The organism is Methylobacterium sp. 190mf, from assembly GCF_900107945.1.
GTDB lineage: Bacteria > Pseudomonadota > Alphaproteobacteria > Rhizobiales > Beijerinckiaceae > Methylobacterium.
Map to the genome: position 1 here is coordinate 55,216 of NZ_FNVI01000023.1, position 18,592 is coordinate 73,807.

General features: G+C 72.2%; 17 protein-coding genes, 1 tRNA gene and 1 pseudogene. 9 read left to right on the forward strand and 10 right to left on the reverse strand.

All coding sequences use genetic code 11. The features are described from left to right. Window positions 1-16 precede the first annotated feature (16 nt). From C4T42_RS23940 to C4T42_RS23965, 6 genes are all read right to left on the reverse strand, one after another. A complete protein-coding gene (locus tag C4T42_RS23940; RefSeq protein ID WP_103985980.1) occupies window positions 17-1,126 on the reverse strand; it encodes an aldo/keto reductase in 1,110 nt (369 codons plus the stop codon). Window positions 1,127-1,181: 55 nt separating this feature from the next. Beyond that, window positions 1,182-1,862, reverse strand: coding sequence for a nickel pincer cofactor biosynthesis protein LarB (larB, locus tag C4T42_RS23945; RefSeq protein WP_103985981.1), 681 nt, complete (start codon window positions 1,860-1,862; stop codon window positions 1,182-1,184). Next, on the reverse strand, window positions 1,859-2,677 hold the full coding sequence (locus tag C4T42_RS23950; RefSeq protein WP_103985982.1) for an adenine nucleotide alpha hydrolase: 819 nt from the start codon (window positions 2,675-2,677) through the stop codon (window positions 1,859-1,861). The genes larB and C4T42_RS23950 overlap by 4 nt, the downstream gene beginning before the upstream one ends. Further along, window positions 2,674-3,996 carry a LarC family nickel insertion protein gene (locus C4T42_RS23955; RefSeq protein ID WP_103985983.1) on the reverse strand — a complete coding sequence of 441 codons (1,323 nt, stop codon included), beginning with the start codon at window positions 3,994-3,996 and terminating at the stop codon, window positions 2,674-2,676. The genes C4T42_RS23950 and C4T42_RS23955 overlap by 4 nt, the downstream gene beginning before the upstream one ends. 113 nt (window positions 3,997-4,109) lie before the next feature. Continuing rightward, on the reverse strand, window positions 4,110-4,820 hold the full coding sequence (locus C4T42_RS23960; protein ID WP_103985984.1) for a Crp/Fnr family transcriptional regulator: 711 nt from the start codon (window positions 4,818-4,820) through the stop codon (window positions 4,110-4,112). A 389-nt stretch (window positions 4,821-5,209) separates the two neighbouring features. After that, entirely contained in the window at window positions 5,210-6,394 is a 1,185-nt protein-coding gene (locus C4T42_RS23965) for a YihY/virulence factor BrkB family protein (RefSeq protein ID WP_103985985.1), read from the reverse strand. Between the two features lie 184 nt (window positions 6,395-6,578). Between C4T42_RS23965 and C4T42_RS23970 the strand changes: the two genes are divergently transcribed. Both C4T42_RS23970 and C4T42_RS23975 read left to right on the forward strand, forming a co-directional pair. Beyond that, a complete protein-coding gene (locus C4T42_RS23970) occupies window positions 6,579-7,583 on the forward strand; it encodes an SDR family oxidoreductase (protein ID WP_103985986.1) in 1,005 nt (334 codons plus the stop codon). A 106-nt stretch (window positions 7,584-7,689) separates the two neighbouring features. After that, the gene (locus C4T42_RS23975) at window positions 7,690-8,451 is read left to right on the forward strand and encodes a sigma-70 family RNA polymerase sigma factor (RefSeq protein WP_020094805.1); all 762 of its coding nucleotides are present in this window, start codon (window positions 7,690-7,692) and stop codon (window positions 8,449-8,451) included. 236 nt (window positions 8,452-8,687) lie between these two features. Here C4T42_RS23975 and C4T42_RS23980 read toward each other — a convergent pair whose 3' ends face one another. The 3 genes from C4T42_RS23980 to C4T42_RS23990 form a co-directional block, all read right to left on the reverse strand. Beyond that, window positions 8,688-9,080 (reverse strand): hypothetical protein, encoded by a 393-nt coding sequence (locus tag C4T42_RS23980; protein WP_244603269.1) that lies wholly within the window; start codon window positions 9,078-9,080, stop codon window positions 8,688-8,690. Beyond that, complete coding sequence (locus C4T42_RS23985) at window positions 9,073-9,399, reverse strand: hypothetical protein (RefSeq protein WP_020094807.1); 327 nt, start codon at window positions 9,397-9,399, stop codon at window positions 9,073-9,075. The genes C4T42_RS23980 and C4T42_RS23985 overlap by 8 nt, the downstream gene beginning before the upstream one ends. A 67-nt stretch (window positions 9,400-9,466) precedes the next feature. Beyond that, window positions 9,467-10,024, reverse strand: coding sequence for a metallophosphoesterase (locus C4T42_RS23990; protein WP_020094808.1), 558 nt, complete (start codon window positions 10,022-10,024; stop codon window positions 9,467-9,469). Window positions 10,025-10,165: 141 nt separating this feature from the next. Here C4T42_RS23990 and C4T42_RS23995 point away from each other — a divergent pair, with 141 nt between their 5' ends. Next, window positions 10,166-10,855 carry a hypothetical protein gene (locus tag C4T42_RS23995; RefSeq protein ID WP_056527170.1) on the forward strand — a complete coding sequence of 230 codons (690 nt, stop codon included), beginning with the start codon at window positions 10,166-10,168 and terminating at the stop codon, window positions 10,853-10,855. A 37-nt stretch (window positions 10,856-10,892) separates the two neighbouring features. Continuing rightward, window positions 10,893-10,968 (forward strand) — tRNA-Ile (locus tag C4T42_RS24000). 154 nt (window positions 10,969-11,122) lie between these two features. On the opposite strand, the pseudogene C4T42_RS24005 reads toward C4T42_RS24000, so the two are convergent. Further along, window positions 11,123-11,297 (reverse strand): annotated as a pseudogene (locus C4T42_RS24005) (integrase core domain-containing protein); the annotation flags it as partial. Between the two features lie 378 nt (window positions 11,298-11,675). Between C4T42_RS24005 and C4T42_RS24010 the strand changes: the two are divergent. The 5 genes from C4T42_RS24010 to C4T42_RS24030 all read left to right on the forward strand — a co-directional run bounded on the left by C4T42_RS24010 (window position 11,676) and on the right by C4T42_RS24030 (window position 18,576). Further along, on the forward strand, window positions 11,676-12,533 hold the full coding sequence (locus tag C4T42_RS24010) for an AraC family transcriptional regulator (RefSeq protein ID WP_020096244.1): 858 nt from the start codon (window positions 11,676-11,678) through the stop codon (window positions 12,531-12,533). Between the two features lie 137 nt (window positions 12,534-12,670). Continuing rightward, complete coding sequence (locus C4T42_RS24015) at window positions 12,671-15,643, forward strand: molybdopterin cofactor-binding domain-containing protein (RefSeq protein ID WP_103985988.1); 2,973 nt, start codon at window positions 12,671-12,673, stop codon at window positions 15,641-15,643. Next, complete coding sequence (locus C4T42_RS24020) at window positions 15,640-16,503, forward strand: FAD binding domain-containing protein (RefSeq protein ID WP_042669572.1); 864 nt, start codon at window positions 15,640-15,642, stop codon at window positions 16,501-16,503. The genes C4T42_RS24015 and C4T42_RS24020 overlap by 4 nt, the downstream gene beginning before the upstream one ends. Continuing rightward, on the forward strand, window positions 16,491-17,024 hold the full coding sequence (locus tag C4T42_RS24025) for a (2Fe-2S)-binding protein (protein ID WP_042669571.1): 534 nt from the start codon (window positions 16,491-16,493) through the stop codon (window positions 17,022-17,024). The genes C4T42_RS24020 and C4T42_RS24025 overlap by 13 nt, the downstream gene beginning before the upstream one ends. Beyond that, window positions 17,017-18,576 (forward strand): AMP-binding protein, encoded by a 1,560-nt coding sequence (locus C4T42_RS24030; RefSeq protein WP_056531127.1) that lies wholly within the window; start codon window positions 17,017-17,019, stop codon window positions 18,574-18,576. Before C4T42_RS24025 ends, C4T42_RS24030 begins: the two co-directional genes overlap by 8 nt. Window positions 18,577-18,592: the final 16 nt, after the last annotated feature.

Consider the following 18,592-nt stretch of genomic DNA (forward strand, 5'->3'; position numbering starts at 1 on the left):
CGCGCTTGCCCGCCGCCTACTCCATCGTCGGCGCGAGCTTCTTCACGCTCGCCACGTCCTCGCCGAGCCACGCCGCGTTCTTGGCGGTGCCGTCGAAGGTGGCGCTCGTCTTGAACAGCTCGTACTTGCCCTCCAGCGCGTAGGGCTTCGAGCGCGACAGCAGCTCGGCCACCGTAGTCTTGTCCATCGGCTTGAAGGTCTTCACCGCCTCGAAGGCCTGGTCGAGGTCGCGCTGGTTCTGGATACCGGTGATCACCACCGAGACCGGCAGGTTCAGCGAGAAGTGCAGGTACTCGAGCGGCTTGATCGGTGCGTCCGCCTTCAGGATCACCCCGTCGCCGAAGGTCTTCATGGCGAGCGGCGCGATGCCGTTCTGCACGAGGTAGGGCAGGACGAGGTGGCTGAACGAGCGGAAATGCGCGTCCATCACGTTGACCGGCATCTGCACGGCATCGAAGTGGAAGCCGCGCTCGGCGGCGACCTCCAGCATCTGCAGGTGGATGCGCGGGTCCTTGTGGCCGGTGAAGCCGATGTAGCGCAGCTTGCCCTGCTTCTTCGCCTCCAGGAAGCCCTCCATGGCGCCGCCCTCGGCGAAGACCCGGTCCGGGTCGTCGTAGCGCAGGATCTCGTGGTGCTGGACGAGGTCGATCCGGTCCGTGCGCAGGCGCAGGAGCGACTGGTCGATCTGCTTGAGCGCCTCCTCCTTGGTCCGCCCGTCCATCTTGGACATCAGGAAGACCTTGTCGCGGTAGCCGCCCTGGGCCAGGGCCGCGCCCATGCGCAGCTCGGAGCGCCCCTCGTTGTAGTCCCAGCAATTGTCCATGAAGGTGATGCCGCGGTCGATCCCGGCATGGATCAGCCGCGTCGCCTCGTCGTCCGTCACGGCGCTCTTGCCGAGATGGAACCCGCCCATGCCGATCGCAGAGATCTTTTCGGAGCTCTTCCCGAACGACCGGTAGAGCATCTCGCCCCGGCGCTCACCGGGATCGGTGACGAAGGGCAGGTCCGCGGGGTCCTGCGGGCGGTTGCCCGGGAGGACGGGGGCGTTCACGGCCGCACCCGCGCTGCCGGCGCCCGCGAGGCCCGCGCCGAGCACGGCGCCCTGGAGGAAGCTGCGGCGTTCCATCGGCTGTCTCCGTTCGAGGATGTCCCGGTGAGGGGAGGTAATGCGTCGGGCCGCGTCATCGTTCGGTCCCCGTGGCGAGGCGTCCCGCCGCGTGGAGCAGGCGCAGGGCGGCGCAGGCGGCGCCGTAGCCGTTGTCGATGTTGACCACCGTGATGCCCGGCGCGCAGCTCGCCAGCACGGCATCGAGGGCCGCGCGCCCGCCCGCGGCGACACCGTAGCCCACGGAGGTCGGGACCGCGATCACCGCGCCGGCCACGAGGCCCCCGACGACGCTGGGCAAAGCCGCGTCCATGCCGGCGGCGACGATCACCACCGGGTGCGCGCGGATTTCCTCGATCCGCGACGTCAGCCGCCACAGGCCGGCGACGCCGACATCGGCGAAGAGCGAGGCCGCCCGCCCGGCATAGGCCAGCACCCGCAGGGCCTCGCGGGCGACGGGCACGTCCGAGGTGCCGGCCGCCACCACCGCGACCCGGGCCGGACCGGTGATCCGGGGGGTCTCGCCGAACACCGCCGTGCGCGAGACCGGGCAGTAATCGAGCCGCGCGGCGTCCCGGAGCCGGTCGCGCTTCTCCGGGTCGAGGCGGGTGAGGAGCAGCGAGGCGCCGCGCGCCCGGGCGGCCTCCAGGATCGCGTCGATCTGCTCCGGGCTCTTGCCGGCGCAGAAGATCGCCTCCTCCAGCCCGATCCGCTCGGGCCGGGCGAAATCGAGGGTGAACTCTTCGGCGATGCTCACGCCCGGGCCTCCCGTGGCTCGACCAGGAAGGCGCTGCCGACCCGGTAGGGGGCGAAGCGGACCGGGCCGGCGAGACGGGCCGGCGCCATGTCCCGGATGCCCGCCCCGAGCGTCTCGCGATCCTCGGCGTCGAGGGCGGCGAGGCTCGCCGGATCGAGTTCCACCACCACGCCCTCGGCGCGGACCCGACAGCGGACGGCCCGTCCGGCGCCGTCGGTCGCCAGCGCTCCGCCGACCAGCCGCTCGACCGCGTGAATGAAGGTCAGGGTCTCCGGCTCGATGGCGATGCCTGTCTCGACCCGGCTCGACAGGCAGGGCGCGGCCGGCAATTCCGCCACGGCCCCGAGGCCGAGGTCGCGGGCGAGCGCCCGGACCGACGCCTTGTCGAACCCGGCCTCCACGTAGGGGTGGCGCACGCCGTGCTCCCGGGCGGCGTCGAGGCCGGGGCGGTACTCGCCGAGGTCGTCGCGGTTCGCGCCCGACAGGATCTGGCGGTGGGTGACGCGCCGGACCGCGCCGTAGAGGTTGGTCTTGCAGAAGAAGCAGCGGTTGACCGGGTTCGCCCGATAGGCCGGGTCGGCGAACTCGCCGGCCTCGATCACCCGTAAGGACCAGCCCTCGCGGGCGCCCTCGGCGCGCACGCGCGCGGTCGCTTCCTCCGGCACGGCCGGCGAGACCGCGTGGACCACCAGAGTAGCGCTTGGCGCCAGCCGGTGTGCGAGGGTGGCGAGCGTCAGGCTGTCGACCCCGCCGCTCACCGCCACCGCGACGGGGCCGAGCCCGGCGAGGACGGATTCCAGATGCTGGCGCGTCACCGCTCCTCCTGCTCCTGTTCCAGGGCGAGGCGCTCGGCCTCGCGGCGTAGGGCGGCCCGGGCCGCGTGGCCCGCTCGGTCACGGGCGTCGTCGGCCTCGGCCTTGGCGGTGCGCCCGCCCGGCCGCGCCACGATCTTCACGCGAACCGACCGGCCGTCGTGCTCGACTGTGCGGGCGGCGCGCGCGAGCACCGCACCCTCCACGGGGTGGTAACGCAGGCCGATGGTCGTGGTCTCCCGGAAGCAGGCCGCGACCGCCGCCTCCAGGCTCTCCGGACGGACCAGGACCTGGATCCGGGCCATCATCCGGCCCTTCTTGCCTATGACCGGCATCTGCACGACGTCCACGATGCCGGGCTCGGCGCGCAGCCGGTCGAGGCCCGTGGCGAGATCCTCGCCGGACTGGTCGTCGACCTCGAAGGCGATCACCGCGAGATCCCGCCGGCCCGGGCGGGACGCGGCGCCGTCCTCCAGCACGAGGGCGCGCAGGCAGTTGCTCAGGCCCGGCAGGACCTTCGTGCCGAAGCCGATGCCGGTGCGCCCGAGGATCCCCCGGGGGCGACCCCGCCCGGGATCGTCGCCGCAGAGGTGGCGCAGGATCGCCGCGCCGGTGGGGGTGACGCGCTCGCCGGGGATCCCGTCGTCGAGGGTCGCGAAGCCCGCCAGCAGAAGCGTCGTGGCGGGGGCCGGGACGGGGAGGGGGCCGTGCTGGGTCCGCACCCGGCCGGAGCCGAGCGGCAGGGCCGAGACGCTCCAGCTACGCGCCTCCAGGGCGGCGATCAGGTGGGCGGCGGCGACGACGTCGGCGATCGAGTCGGCGGCGCCGACCTCGTGGAACGCCACCGCGTCGACCGCGATGCCGTGGACGCGGGCTTCCGCCGCGGCCAGATGCCCGAAGATGCCGAGCGCGTGCGCTCGCACCGCCGGCGCGAGATCCGCCGCCTCCAGCGCGGTGCGGATCTCCGACCAGGGACGGTGGCCGTGGTCGTGGGCATGATCGTGGGCATGATCGTGGGCATGATCGTGGGCATGATCGTGGCCGTGATCGTGGCTGTGATCGTGAGCATGCGGATGGTCGTGCTGCCCGGTATGCGCGTGCCGGTGCGGCGCGGGCCCGGGCTCCGCCCCGGGCGCCGACACGGTGAAGCGCGCGCCAGTGAGGATCCCATCGTTGTGCGCGCTGACCGCGCAGGCGATGCGCGCGTCGACCGCCTGGACGCTGGCGGACACACCGGCCCGATGCTCGGGGAAGGCGTCCAGCAGGGCGGCGGCGAACATGTCGCCGGCGACGCCGCCGAGCGCGTCGAGGTGGATGTGCATCGTGTGTCGCGCGGGCGCCGGTGGCGGGTGACGGGTCCGCCTCAGATCGGCCGCGGCCGCCCCGCGGCAAGGCGCACGCGGCCTCCGATGCCGCGGCGTATCGCCCGCGCCGCTCAGGAGAGCTGCAGGTAGGCCGGATCGAACAGCCCGCGCTCCCGCAGTCCGTCGAGGTCGCGGATCGTCAGGCGGCGGCTGCGCAGGGCGACGAGGCCGCCGGTGCGCAGCTCCTTCAGGGTGCGGTTGATGTGCACGCTCGTCTGGCCGAGGGCGTCGGCGAGGTCGGGCTGGGTCACCGGCATCGGCAGCGTCGTCCCGTCCGCGAGGCCGACGCGCGTCAACCGCAGGTGCAGCTCGCAGAACAGGTGCGCCAGCCGCTCGATCGCCGAGCGCCGGCCGACGCTGGCGATCCACTCGCGGTGGATCGCCGTGGCGGCGAGCAGCTCCCGCCACAGACACTCCTCGACGGCGGGCCGGCCGCGGACCGCGTCGCCGATCTGCTCCGGGGCGATCCGCGCGACGGTGACGGGCGTCAGCGCGCCGATGGCGTGGTCCATGCGTGCCCGGCGGAACACGAACGGGTCGCACAGGTCGCCCGGCAGGAGCAGCGCGACGATCGCCCGCCGCCCGTCCGGGAACTGCTTGTACCGGCAGGCCCAGCCGTCGAGGATCAGGTGCGTGTGGTACGGATCGCTCTGCTGCCCCTCGATATCCTGCCGGGCCGCGACGTGGCGGACATGCAGGCGGCCCAACCCGTCGAGGATCGCGCGGTCCTCGGGCGCGAGCCTGACATGCTGCTCCATCTTCCGTACGAACGGGTTGTCCACGTCCGCCTCCGGTCAGATCACCGGGGCGCCGGCGTGCCGGCGGCCGGGCAGTCGCCGGGACAGGCGCCGGGACAGGCGCCGGAGCAGGCGCCGGGGAGGTCGCCGAAGCGGGGGGCCACGGGGGATCGGGCGACGTCGCGCCCATCCGAAGCGTCCCGAACGACGGCGCCGCCATGGGTATCGGTCAAATAATGAGGCACGGATATTTCTATCGGCAGGGGGCCAAACCGTCGCCCGAACATCGAAGTCCGGATCTTCTTGATCGGCTTGTGCCTGCAGCAGAAAAACGCGCGCCAACCTGTGTTAAGTCGGCGTTCTCGCCGGCGACGCCCTCCGCGAGCCCCCCTCGCTCAGGAGGCCGTGCCCCCGGGTGAGGGCCGGGCGCCGCGCTACTCCGCAGCGGCGCCCACCGTATCGGCCATGCGCGCCCGGCGCGTGCCCAGGGGCTGCGGTTCGCCGACGGTCGTGTCCTCGGCGGTCTGATGCTCCATCTCGGCGTTCACCTGGGCGCCGGCCAGCACGATCATGGTCGAGAGCCAGATCCAGGTCATGAAGCCGATCGCCGCGCCGAGCGAGCCGTAGGTCTTGTTGTAGCTGCCGAAATGGCCGACGTACCAGGAGAACAGCAGCGACGCGACGATCCACAATACGGCCGCGAGGGCGCCCCCGGGCGTGACCCAGCGCCAGCGCGGCGCGTCCCGGCTCGGCCCGTAGCGGTAGAGCAGGGCGAGGCCCAGCAGCACCGCCAGGAGCAGGACCGGCCACCGCAGCAGCGCCAGCCACCACGCGTCCGCGCCGAGCCCGACGAATTCCAGCACCACCGGCACCACCACCACCGCGGCCAGCGCCAGGAGGAGGAACAGGAGCGCCCCCGCCGTGAAGGCGAGGGAGACGAGATTGAGGACGAGGAAGTTGCGCTTCTCGCGCTCGTTGTAGACGAGGTTGAGGGCGTCGAAGACGTGCTTCACGCCGCCATTGGCGCTCCACACGGACAGGGCGATGCTGATGAGCAGGCTGAACCCGAGGGTGGTGTTGCCCTGCTCGTTCAGCCGCTTCACTTGGTCGCCGACGATCTCCAGAGCGCCCTGGGGCAGGATGCCCTGGAGGCTGGCGAGCTGGTCGTTGATGGTCGAGGCGTCGGCCACGAGGCCGTAGCAGGAGACCAGGGCCGCCACCGCCGGGAAGATCGCCAGGAGCGTGAAGAAGGTGACGCCGGCCGCGATCAGCGACAGGCGGTTCTCGCCGATGTCGTGATAGGCGCGCAGCGCGATGTCCTTCCAGCCCTTGGCGGGGATCTCGGTCGGCGTCGAGGCCTGCCGCCCGCGATCGGCCTCGGCCCGGGCCACGGCGTGGGCCTCCCGTCCCGCATGCGCAGGCGACGTCCGGCGCGCCCCGTCCCGGTCGGCGGACCGGCCGGGCGCACGGTCGACCGAGGCACCGACCGCGCCGCGCGCCGACCGGCGGGGAAGGGCGACGATGCCGATCAGCGCGGTGGCGAGGGCGAGGGTCCAGACCGTCGAGGCGCCTCCCTCGGGCGCGGCGGCCCTGGCGGGGGCTGAATCGGGGGCAGGCATCGGCGACCTCGGAAGGGTTCGGGCAGACGGGGGCGGGCCTTCGGGGCCGCGCGTCGCTGCGGCCATTCGGACGCGCCCGGGACGGCGCGTCCGAATGGCCGCAGCTGCGAGGGGGAACGCCGCGGCGCGGGGAAGGGTTCGCCGTGCAGTTGCAACTCGACGACACACGACGCGGAGAACCGGCATGCCACGCCTGGACGGCGGGACGGTGGTCATCACCGGGGCCTCGAGCGGCATCGGCCGGGCGGCGGCCGAGGCCTTCGCGGCGCGGGGCGCCCGGGTGGTGCTGGCGGCGCGGCGGGCCGACGTGCTCGACGGAATCGCCCGCGACCTGCGCGCGTCGGGCGCCGAGGCCGTCGCGGTCCCCACCGACGTCACAGAGCCCGAGGCGGTGGACGCCCTGTCCCGGGCGGCACTCCGGGCCTTCGGCGGCATCGACGTCTGGATCAACAATGCCGGGGTGGGGGTGTTCGGCCCCCTGCTGGACGCTCCCCTGGACTTGCACAGGCAGACGATCGCGGTGAACCTGCTGGGCGCCGTGCACGGGGCCTACGCGGTGCTGCCGCATTTCCTCGACCGCGGCCGGGGGACGCTGATCAACACGGTCTCGATGGGCGGCTGGGCGCCGACGCCCTTCGCCGCCGCCTACACGGCCAGCAAGTTCGGCCTGCGCGGCTTCTCGGCGAGCCTGCGCCAGGAACTCGCCCGGCACCGCCACATCCGCGTCTGCGCCGTATTTCCCGCCATCGTTGACACGCCGGGCCTGGAGCACGGCGCCAATGTCAGCGGCCGGCGGCTCAATCCCGGGCACCTGTACTACGCGCCCGAGGCCGTGGCGGAGACCTATCTCCGCCTCGCGCGCCACCCGCGCGACGAGGTCGCGGTCGGCTGGCCGGCCCGCCTCGCGCAGGTCGGCTACGCGCTGGCTCCGTACCCGACCGAACACCTGATGGGTGCCGGGTTCCGGTGGGCCCTCGACCGGGCCGAACCCGGGCCGCGCACGCACGGGGCCCTGCGCGCGCCGACGCCGGAGGGCACGCGGGCCGACGGCGGCTGGCGCGCGCGCAAGGGCGTCCCCGATGCCGGAACCCTGAGTACGGCCCTCGGCACGGGGCTCGCCGCCGCAGGGGCCTGCGCGGCCGTCCTCGCCGGTCTCGCGGCGGCGCGGCGGTTCGGCACCCGCGGCTGAGCCCCGTTCGGGACAGGCGTTAACCCATGTTGCGGCATGGGCGGCCGGGGCGCGCCACAACCGGTCCTCTGGGCTTGACCGGCCCGCCCGCCGACGACCGGACCGAATGCCCGACACCGAAGGCCCATCGCTCCTCGATCCCATCGCGGACGTCGCAGAGGAGGCCGGGGACGAGACCCGCTTCGGCCTGCCGGAGGCCGTGCGCGCCCATCTCGGCACGCTCCTCGGGCGCGCCTACGACCGGATCGACCTCGACTCGGACAGGGATGCGAACCCCTTCGCCGACCTGCTCGCGCGCCTGGAGACCGCCCTCGCGCAGGCCGAGGGCGAGCGCGACAGAACGTTCCGCGCGGGCCTGCTGCAGGTGGTACCGGCGCTGCACCGGTTCGCGGTCTCGTTGACGCGCGACCCGGCCGCGGCGGACGATCTCGTGCAGGACACCCTGCTGCGCGGCTGGCGCGGCCGCGGCGGATTCACCCCCGGGACCAACCTGGAAGCGTGGCTGTTCACGATCCTCCGCAACGTCTTCTACAGCCAGCACCGCAAGCAGGGCCGCGAGGTCGCCGACACCGACGGCAGCTACGCCGACCGGCTGACCAGCATCCCCGAGCAGGGGGGCCATCTCGACCTGCAGGACGTGCGCGCGGCCCTGGATCGGCTCGCGCCGGTGATGCGGGAGGCGCTGGTCCTCGTGGCGATCGAGAACCTGAGCTACGAGGAGGCCGCCGTCGTCATGAACTGCCGGATCGGCACCGTGAAGAGCCGGGTCTGGCGCGCCCGCGAGCAACTCGCGCGCATGCTCGGCTACGGCGGCGACGAGATCGGCAGCGACGGGGTCATGCTCTCGGTGACCGGCACCTCGGCCTGATCGCGACGATTCTCACGATCGAATACGCCAATTCGACACTTCGACGGCCGTATTCGCAAGCAAATTGACTTAGGTGAAAGCGCCCGGGCCGCCGCCTGGGCGATATGGGGCGGGTTGGGTCGATCCGTCGACTCGGCCGGGCTCCCATCGGTGTGACACCCCCCCGATCCACCGATGGGAGCCTCTTCACCGGAAGCCGCAGCGGATGCGCGGGCCGGACACCCCCGCCCCCGATCTCAGGTCGAGCTGCCCCGATCCGCATCGAGCTGCTGCAGCAGCTCCGCCAGCCGGGGATCCAACGCCTCGTCGATCACCGGATCATACATCGCCCGCATCTGGTGGCCGAGCCGCACGCGCGTCTGCGCGTCGAGGGTCGGGCCGCCCGCGATGGGGATCACCCGCAGGGCGGCGGGTGCCGCGCCGGGGGCGTAGCGCTCGGTCGGTCTCGGGGCGGCACGCCGGTGCTCGGACCGCGGTTCAGGCCGGTGTTCGGGATAAGGCATGCCTCCTACATCGGCCCGCACCCCCGCCGCGGCAACCACCGGTCCACCCGATGGCACGCCCGGCGGCACGACCGGCGGCACGACCGGCGGCACGACCGGCGGCGTCTCGTCGTCCGCCTCAGGCATCGTCCTCCGGGGCGAAGACCTCGCCCTTCTCGGCCAGCACGGTGTTGGCCGCGTCGCGGGCCAGCTCGTCCCGCGCGGCCGCGGGATCGGGGCGGCCGAGGGCCCGCGCCAGGGCCCCGTCCCAGCCGGGCGCCGGCGCCTGGCCCTGCCCGGCGAGGATCGCGCCGGCCCGGCGGCAGACCCGGTCCCAGTCCGGCGCGCCGAGGGCGGCCCAGTCGGTCCCGAGGCCGAGTTCGGTGGCGGCTTCGGTGGCGGCCTGAGTCGCGGCCCGGGTCGCGGCGTCGGCCGGGCCCGGCGGCGGGGCGGGGATGTCGGTCATGGCGATGCGGCCTCCTGCCGGGCTGTCGATGCTCCGGCGCACGATATAGCGCGCCGGTCCCCGCCCATCAGCGCAGGCCGTGGGCCGCGAGTTCCTCCGGCACGCAAGCGGCCGCGTCCTGGCGCACCAGGATCGCCTCGAGGGTGACCGGGCGGTCGTCCCAGGCATCCACGCCGACATCGCAGGAGCGCGTGGTGTCGGCGAGCCAGCCGTGGCTGTGCCCGTAGAGGTGGCGCGTCTCCCGCCACAGGCCCGGCCAGGCCCGGTGCGCGTAGTGCGACAGGAACAGGCGGTGCGGCCGCCCGCGCGCGTCCGCGACGGAGAGGCGGGCGCTCTCCACCGGCGGCTCGGCCCAGGGCAGGTCCAGGACACGGTTCGAATCGTGGTTGCCCCGGACGAGGCGCTTGGCGCCGTTCAGCCGCGCGAAGATCGCTGCGCAATGCGCTCGGCTGGCATGCGCGGCAAAGTCCCCGAGGTGCCAGACGACGTCCTCCGGGCCGACCACGGCGTTCCAGCCGGCGACCAGGGCCTCGTCGTGGGCCTCGACGCTGCCGAACCGAGCACCGCGGTGGCGGAGGATGTGCGGGTCGCCGAAATGCGTGTCCGCGGTGAAGAAGATCGCCATGGTGTCGAGACCTGGGCCGCGGGCGCGTCCCGTCCAGGCCGGCCGGCGCGGGGCGCGCGGCCGCACCGCCGCTTCGGGCCCGCTTCCAGCCCGACTCGGGCCCGCTTCCGGGAAGCCCCACGGGCCGGTAAGGCTGCGGCGATGCTGGATCCCGCCATCTACGCCCATCTCCTGGACGCGGCGCGCGCCCATCCGCCGCTGCGGGCCGCCCTCGAGCGGGCCGGTCCGATCCGGATCGAGCCGCCGGCGCATCCGTGCGTCGCCGACCGCCTGTTCGTCGAGGTGGTCAACCAGCAGCTCTCCGTCCGGGCGGCGGCGGCGATCTGGGCCCGGATCGAGGCCGCGGCCGCGGCGGCGGGCGCGAGCCCGAGGGGCCTGTTCGAGGCCGGGGACGCGGCGCTGCTGCGGGCCTGCGGCCTCTCGGGCAACAAGGTGCGGGCGCTCGGGGCGATCGTGGCGACCGAGACGGCCGGCCTCCTCGGGCCGGGCCTCGCCGCCCTGCCGCATCCCGAGCGGGCGGCGATCCTGTGCGGCATCCGCGGCGTCGGCCCCTGGACGGCCGACATGGTCGGCATCTTCCACTTCCACGACCCGGACATCTGGCCCGCGGGCGACGTGGCGGCGGTGGGCTGCCTGCGCCGCCTCACCGGGCAGGCCGACACCGTCGCGGTGGCGGCCGCCTTCGCGCCGTACCGCTCGATCCTGGCCCGCTACCTGTGGCGGATCAAGGACACGGCGCCCGCACCGGCGGACCTACCGGCGGACCTGCCGACCCGGACGGAACCGGCGCCCTGGGCCCGGCGCCCCCGCGGCACGGCGAAATCCGGGTGACGGCCGGCCGGAGATCGGCTATCCGTCGGCGCCTCCCGGGCCCGTAGCTCAATGGTTAGAGCCGGCCGCTCATAACGGTCTGGTTGCAGGTTCGAGTCCTGCCGGGCCCACCACCAATTAGCTAAGGCGCTGCAAACGCTTAAAGATCGTCGACCATCTCGCTTGCAATCGGGCCGGGATGCATCACAAATTGCCTAACATGGGCGACGACGTTCCTGAGGGTCGGCCAGATCTTGATCCGGCCGGAAGGTGAGCTTCCAAATCTCATTAGGCGGCTTGCAAGGCCGTTTCCAGGGCCAATTCCTGGGCCGTTGGCCACCCCAGGGCGGTCTGAGGACCGCTCTCGTTGTAGTGCCGCCGCCTCGTCTCGATCTTGTTCCTCAGGTCGGCCAGCGACAGGGACGCAGTTCGCGTTCAGGCACTCGTCGCGTCGGCGGCCGTCTGCTTCCTCTGCCCCCCATCTCCAAAGCAGCCGTTCCATTATCGGCCAGATTTCGTCACGCTGGATCGCAATCGCGGGTAAAACCAGACATTCGGCTTGGCGCCCATACCCGCCGCTGGAGCGCGCTGCCTGCCTCGCGGCAAGCAGACAGTGTCGGCATCAACTGGAACTGTCGTTTGCCGCAATGAAGCGATCGATACTGGCGCCGGAGAACATTGCATGTCCTGAAAGTCGATGGTGCCATAGCACTGATGGGTAGGCTCGGAACGGAAATCAGCTATCCCGTAAGATCGTCGGAGCGATGACACGGCGTATTTTATGCGATCAGCCGGCCGGCCAGAAACTGGTTGTGCCGCCGGAATCATGCTACTTGCAGGCATGTCTGAGGCTCTCGAGATTGCTCATGGCACCTTTGGTCGCGTGGCGCTCCTCGACATGGACCGGAGCCTTGTTCGGCACGCGCATCCGCACTGCCACGTTCTTCTGAAGGTCGAAGGGGACGACACCGAGTTCCTCGTCGGGGACCGTGTTGTTGCGCTGACCGACGAACAGGCCGTGCTCGTCAATGCCTGGGAAACGCACGCTTATCTCCATGATCCGCGCCGCGCCAAGGCGATGATCCTGGCCCTCTATATCGAGCCGGACTGGCTGGGGGCCTTCCGGCGCAATTGGGCGGCGAGCGGGGCGCCTGGCTTCTTTGGAAAGCCCTTGGGCGGCGTGACCCCGACGATCCGCCGCTTCGCGCACGACCTCGCTGCGGAGATGGTCTACGCGCCGCACTCCTCGCACATTCAGGATCAGTTGCTGTCGGGCCTGATGATCGCGGTAATCGAGCGGTTCACCGCGTGGCGTGAGGAGGCCGAGTCGCTCCGCGCCGCCGCCAGGCGCAACGCCAGCGATTGGCGCATCCGGCGGACTATCGCGCGAGTGCGCGCCGAGCCCGGTGCCACGTTGGGGATCGAGGCCCTGGCCCGTGAGGCGGGCCTTTCCCGAGCGCAATTCTATCGCCTGTTCGAGCAATCCACCGGAGCTCCGCCCCACGTCTTCCTCAACGCGATCCGCATCGAGCAGGCCGTCGAGTCGATCGTGGGCAGCGAGGAATCCTTGGCGGCGATCGGCACGCGCCTCGGCTTCGCCGCGCCTGCCCATTTCTCGCGCTTCTTCCGGGATCATGTCAGCGTGCCCCCAAGCGTATTCCGCAGCATTGTCCGGCGAAGCGGCCAACCCGCAGTGTGAAGCCAAAGGCCCTCCGCCACGTCGAAAATGAGACGTTTGGGTAAGTCGCGAGATGCCTCGGCATCGTGGCGCCCGCCCGGATCCGTCACTCTGCCCGCGACAAGGACCCCATCGAGAGGTCCGGTGGAGGAAGCGGCTTGGGCATCGTGTCAACGAGCTATGTCGGACGGTCCGTAGAGCGCGTTGAGGACGCCGCCCTGCTCTCCGGGCTCGGCCGCTACATCGACGATCTCGGCACGCGGCCCGGCACGCTGCACGCGTCGATCCTGCGCTCGCCCCACGCCCATGCGGACATCCTCGCCATTGACGTCCAGGCGGCCAAGGCGCTGCCCGGCGTCACCGCCGTGATCACGGGCCGCGACCTTGATGCCGTCACCACCGGTCTCGTCCCCGCCCTGCGGGCGGCCGTCGATGCCCGCGCCATCGCGGTGGACCGGGTGCGCTATGTCGGCGAGCCGGTGGCTATCGTCGTCGCCCGCGACCGCTACCTCGCGGAGGACGGCTGCGACCTGATCGAGGTTCAGTACCGGGTCCGCCCGGCGGTGGTCGACCCGCTGGCGGCCCTCGCCCCCGACAGCGAGATCCTGCACGAGGGTGTCGGCGCGAATCTCGTGAGCGACCGGCGTTTCCGCTACGGTGACCCCGAGGTCGCCTTCGCAGATAGCCCGCACAGCCTGTCCGTGACCGTGCGCTACCCGCGCAACACCGGCTCGCCGATGGAGACCTACGGCGTCGTCGCTTCCTACGACCCCACCGACGACTCCTACGACGTGCTCGCGAACTTCCAGGGGCCGTTCAGCATTCACGCGGTCGTTGCCCGGGCGCTCAAGGTGCCGGGCAACCGCCTGCGCCTGCGCACGCCCCCGGATTCCGGCGGCAGCTTTGGGGTGAAACAGGGCGTCGCCCCCTACGCGGTCCTGATCGCCGCCACGGCCCGCCTCGTGGGACGGCCGGTGAAGTGGATCGAGGACCGGCTGGAGCACCTCTCGGCCTCCGTCTCCGCCACGAACCGGGTCACGACCCTCCGGGCCGCCTTCGAGGCGGACGGGCGCGTCACCGCTCTCGATTGGGATCAGGTCGAGGATTGCGGCGCCTACCTGCGGGCGCCCGAACCCGCCACGCTCTACCGGATGCACGGCAACCTCACCGGCGCCTACGCCATCCGCAACGTCGCCGTACGCAACCGGGTGGTGCTCACCAACAAGACCCCGACCGGCCTCGTGCGCGGCTTTGGCGGGCCGCAGGTTTACTATCCGCTCGAACGGCTGATGCAGCGCATCGCCGTGACGCTGGGCCTCGATCCCTTCGCGGTGATCCGGGCAAACCTAATCCCGGCCGACGCCTTTCCCTACCGCACCGCGACAGGCGCTCTCTACGATTCCGGCAATTACCAGCGCGCCCTCGACGAAGCCGCCCGGGATGGCGGGCTCGTCGAGTTGAAGCGGCGACGGGACGCCGCCCGCGCCGAGGGCCGCCTCTATGGGATCGGCCTGACGGCGGCGGTCGAGCCCAGCGTCTCCAACATGGGCTACATCACCACCGTCCTGACGGCGGAGGAGCGCACCAAGGCCGGGCCGAAGAACGGCGCGCAATCGACCGCCACCATCACCCTCGATCCGGTCGGCTCGGTGACGGTGCAGGTCGCTTCGGTGCCGCAGGGCCAAGGGCACCGGACAGTGCTGGCCCAGGTGGTGGCCGACGTCCTCGGCCTCCCGATGGAGCAGGTCCGGGTCACGGCCGACCTCGACACCGCCAAGGACGCATGGTCCATTGCCTCCGGCAACTATGCGAGCCGCTTCGCCGCCGCCGTGGCGGGGGTCGCGCACCTCGCCGCCACCCGCCTGCGCGACAGGCTCGCGCGGATCGCGGCGGCGCAGCTGAACCTACGTCCCGAGGACCTGCTCTTCGCGGATGGGCGCATCGCCTCGCGATTGAACCCGGATGCAAGCCTGCCCTTCGCGCGGGTGGCCGCCACGAGCCACTGGTCGCCGGGCCTCGTGCCCGAGGATCTCGGCGCGGTGATCCGCGAGACGGTGTTCTGGACGCCCCCGGAGCTGACCGCTCCGGACGCGGAGGACCATATCAATTCCTCCCTCTGCCACGGCTTCATCTTCGACATCTGCGGCCTGGAGATCGACCGGGTCACGGGGAAAATCGCCATCGACCGCTACGTCTCGATGCACGATTGCGGGCGCGTACTGCACCCGGGCATGGTCGAGGGCCAGGTGCGCGGCGGCTTCGCGCAGGCGCTCGGCGCGGCAGTCTACGAGGAACTCGCCTACGGCGACGACGGCGCCTTCCTGTCCGGCACCTTCGCCGATTACCTCCTGCCCACCGCGACCGAGGTGCCGGACCTGCGCATCCTGCACGTCGAGAGCCCGTCTCCCTTCACGCCGCTCGGCGCGAAGGGGGTCGGTGAGGGAAACTGCATGTCGACGCCGGTCTGCCTCGCCAACGCGGTGGCCGACGCCCTCGACCTCGAGGCCATCGACCTGCCCCTGACGCCTGCCAAGCTCGCCGCCCTCGCGGCAGGGGGCGACGAGCTGGCGCCGCCGGCCGGTCGAGCCGCGAAGGCCGCCGCGAAGGCGGGCGACCGGACCCTGCGCGGCGACGGCGCGGCCACCGTCACTGCCCCGCCGGAGACGGTCTGGGCGATGCTCCTCGACCCGGACGTGCTCGCCTCCGTCATTCCCGGTTCGCATGGGGTGCGGAAGCTCTCCGACACAAGGTTCCGGGCCGACGTCACCCTCGGCGTCGGTCCGGTGAAGGGTCGCTACAAGGCCGAGGTGATCCTCTCCGATCTCGATGAGCCCCGGGCGGTGACGCTCACCGGCACGGTGACGGGCGGCCTCGGCAGCGGCGGCGGCACCGGCCGTTTGACCCTGGAGCCCGACGGCTCGGGGGGCACGCGGATCGCCTACGTCTACGAGGCGGCGGTGGGCGGCAAGGTCGCGGCGGTGGGCGGACGCCTCCTCGACGGGGCCGCGCGGGTGATCATCGGCGGGTTCTTCACGGCCCTCGCCCGGCGAGCCGGCGGGTCCGGCAAGCGCGGGCTCCGCCTCCCGGCCGCCCTGCGATGGCTCCTCGCGCGTCTGGGGGTGTCCGCATGAAACCCGCGCCCTTCGCCTATCTGCGCGCCACGTCCGTGGACGACGCCCTCGAAGCCCTGCGCCAGCACGGCCCCGAGGCCCGGATCATCGCGGGCGGCCAGTCCCTGATGCCGATGCTCAACATGCGGCTGACGAAGCCCGCCGTGCTCGTCGACGTGATGCGCATCCCCGCTCTCAAGGAGCCTCGCCTCGACAAGGGGGCCCTCGTTATCCCGGCGGGCGTGCGGCAGGCGATCCTGCTCGACCGGCCGGGGCTCGCCCGGGACTTGCCGCTGCTGGCCGCCGCCCTGCCGTGGGTCGGGCACATCCAGACCCGGGCACGGGGGACACTGTGTGGCTCCGTCGCCCATGCCGACCCGAGCGCAGAGATTCCCCTCTGCCTCGTGGCGCTCCAGGGCGAGGTGCATCTGCGCAACCGGCGAAAGGTCCGGCGCGTCGCGGCGGAGACCTTCTTCGCTGGCATGATGGCCACTGACCGGGCCGACGACGAGATGATCGAGGCCATCGCCTATCCGCTGCGGCGGGAGGGCACCGGCACGGCCTTCGCTGAGATCGGGCGGCGACACGGCGACTACGCGATCGTCGCCTGCGCCGCCGTGGTGGACGGCACCCGGATGCGGCTCGCTGTCGGCGGCGTCGCCGACCGGCCCACAGCCCGCGACTTCCCCCACCTCGACGGCTCGGCGCTCGACGATGCCCTCAACGCCTTCGCCTGGGACCTCGGCGCGGGGGACGACCTCCACGCCACCGCCCGCTACCGCCGCGACCTCGTGCGCAGCCTCGGCCGCCGGGTGCTGGAACAAGCCGCCAAGGTCGCCCGCGGCGACACCCATCAGGAGGCCGTGCCATGCCACAGCTAGACGCGCAGGACCGTCACACGGTCGCCTTCACCCTCAACGGGCGCGAGACCGCGGTCGAAGTCGAGACCCGCACCCTGCTGACCGACGCCCTGCGCCACGGGCTTGGGGCCACGGGCACGCATGTCGGCTGCGAGCACGGCGTCTGCGGCGCCTGTACGGTGTCCATCGACGGGGTGCCCGCCCGGGCCTGCCTGACCCTCGCGGTGGGGGTCGAGGGCTGTGCCGTGCGGACCGTCGAGGGTCTGGCCCCGGAGCCTGGCCGCCTCGGGGTGCTGCAGGTGGCCTTCCGGCGGCGGCACGCCCTGCAATGCGGCTTCTGCACCGCCGGCATCCTGATGTCACTCGACGCCTATCTCGCGCTCCGGCCGAACCCGTCACGACGAGAGATCACGGAAGTGATCGGGGGCCATCTCTGCCGCTGTACCGGCTACGCGCCGATCATCGAGGCCGCCCTGGAGGCGGCTGCGGAACTCAGGGGCGACATCCCGGCCCCGTCATCCCCGGAGGCCGCCCATGCTTGATCTCGGCACCAGCTTCCTCGCGAGCGTCTCCCGCGATCCCTGGGCCCTGGCCCTCGTCGACGGGGAGACCCGGCTGACCTACGCGGAGTGGTTCGGGGTCATTTCCGCGACCGTGGCCGGGCTCGACCGGCTCGGGCTGAAGCCCGGCGACCACCTCGTCACGGTCCTTCAGAACCGGCACGAGGCGGCGACCCTGCACTGGGCCTGCCAATTCTCGGGAGTCGTGATCACGCCAATCAACTGGCGGGCCAAGGCCGAGGAGATCGATTTCGCGATCGAGAACGCGGAAGCCCGCGCCATCGCCTACGAACCGGTCTCGGCCGCGAGCCTGCGTGAGAGCGCGGCATCGCAGCTGATCCCGCGCATCGCCGTCGGCACGCCACCCGGCCCCGGCGAGACGGCCTTCGCCGACCTCGCCGCCACCGAGGGGCCGTCGGCGACGCCCCGGGCCGACGCGGAGGCGATCTCGCTGATGCTCTACACCTCCGGCACCACCGCCAAGCCCAAGGGGGTCCCACGGCGACACCGGGCGGAGCGCGCGGCGGCCGTGGCCCATGTAGCGCAAAACCTCTACGGGCGCGGCGAGCGCACGCTCGGCGTGATGCCACTCTACCACACGATGGGGGTGCGCTCGCTCCTCGCCATGTCGCTGATCGGCGGGACCTTCGTCTGCCTTCCCCGGTTCGATGTGGCGGGGGCGCTGCGGCTGATCGCGGCCGAGCGGATCACCAACCTCTACCTCGTGCCGACCCTCTACCACGACCTCGTGCACCACCGGGATTTCCAGGCGACCAACACGACCTCCGTGCGCAAGCTCGGCTTCGCCGGGGCACCGATGACGGACGGCCTGCTCGCCCGCCTGACCGAGGCGTTCCGGCCGGACCTCTTCGTCAATCATTACGGCTCGTCGGAGGTCTACACCTTCACGATCAACCACGAGGCGGCGGTTAAGCCCGGCTCGGCCGGGCGGGCGGGCCTCAACACCATGGTACGTGTCGTGTCCCTGGGGGGCGATCCTAGCCGGACCGCCGCGCCGGGCGAGGAGGGCGAGATCGCCGTCATCGCCAAGGGCGACGAAGCCTTCGAGGGCTACTGGCATCGCCCCGAGGCCGACGCCAAGGCCTTCCGCGACGGCTGGTACTTCACCGGCGACACCGGCTTCGCCGACGCCGACGGCGACCTCTACGTCACCGGGCGGGTGGACGACATGATCATCACCGGAGGCGAGAACGTCTCGCCCGTCGAGATCGAGAGCCGCCTGTCCCTGCATCCGGCGGTGTCCGAAGTCGCCGTCGTCGGCCTGCCCGACGAGCGCTGGGGCCGGATCGTCGCGGCCTTCATCAAGCGGAGCGGCAGCACCGACGCGGCGGCGCTCGACGCCCATTGCCGGGCCGGCGGCCTGCCGAGTCACAAGCTGCCGCGCCGCTACGTCTTCGTGGACGAGATCCCGAAATCGCCGGTCGGCAAGCTGCTGCGCCGCCAACTCGTGGCCGGCGAGTACGTCCTGGAAGGCGGGGCCGAGCCCCATGCCGAAGGTCACGAGGCTGCCTGACGGTCCCGCCCCCACT

Excerpts from the sequence above, each read along its gene's own strand:
- C4T42_RS23940 (WP_103985980.1), bottom strand. The coding sequence starts at position 1,126 with ATGGAACGCCGCAGCTTCCTCCAGGGCGCCGTGCTCGGCGCGGGCCTC.
- C4T42_RS23955 (WP_103985983.1), bottom strand. The coding sequence starts at position 3,996 with ATGCACATCCACCTCGACGCGCTCGGCGGCGTCGCCGGCGACATGTTC.
- C4T42_RS23965 (WP_103985985.1), bottom strand. The coding sequence starts at position 6,394 with ATGCCTGCCCCCGATTCAGCCCCCGCCAGGGCCGCCGCGCCCGAGGGA.
- C4T42_RS23970 (WP_103985986.1), top strand. The coding sequence starts at position 6,579 with ATGCCACGCCTGGACGGCGGGACGGTGGTCATCACCGGGGCCTCGAGC.
- C4T42_RS23975 (WP_020094805.1), top strand. The coding sequence starts at position 7,690 with ATGCCCGACACCGAAGGCCCATCGCTCCTCGATCCCATCGCGGACGTC.
- C4T42_RS23980 (WP_244603269.1), bottom strand. The coding sequence starts at position 9,080 with ATGCCTGAGGCGGACGACGAGACGCCGCCGGTCGTGCCGCCGGTCGTG.
- C4T42_RS23985 (WP_020094807.1), bottom strand. The coding sequence starts at position 9,399 with ATGACCGACATCCCCGCCCCGCCGCCGGGCCCGGCCGACGCCGCGACC.
- C4T42_RS23990 (WP_020094808.1), bottom strand. The coding sequence starts at position 10,024 with ATGGCGATCTTCTTCACCGCGGACACGCATTTCGGCGACCCGCACATC.
- C4T42_RS23995 (WP_056527170.1), top strand. The coding sequence starts at position 10,166 with ATGCTGGATCCCGCCATCTACGCCCATCTCCTGGACGCGGCGCGCGCC.
- C4T42_RS24010 (WP_020096244.1), top strand. The coding sequence starts at position 11,676 with ATGTCTGAGGCTCTCGAGATTGCTCATGGCACCTTTGGTCGCGTGGCG.
- C4T42_RS24020 (WP_042669572.1), top strand. The coding sequence starts at position 15,640 with ATGAAACCCGCGCCCTTCGCCTATCTGCGCGCCACGTCCGTGGACGAC.
- C4T42_RS24025 (WP_042669571.1), top strand. The coding sequence starts at position 16,491 with ATGCCACAGCTAGACGCGCAGGACCGTCACACGGTCGCCTTCACCCTC.
- C4T42_RS24030 (WP_056531127.1), top strand. The coding sequence starts at position 17,017 with ATGCTTGATCTCGGCACCAGCTTCCTCGCGAGCGTCTCCCGCGATCCC.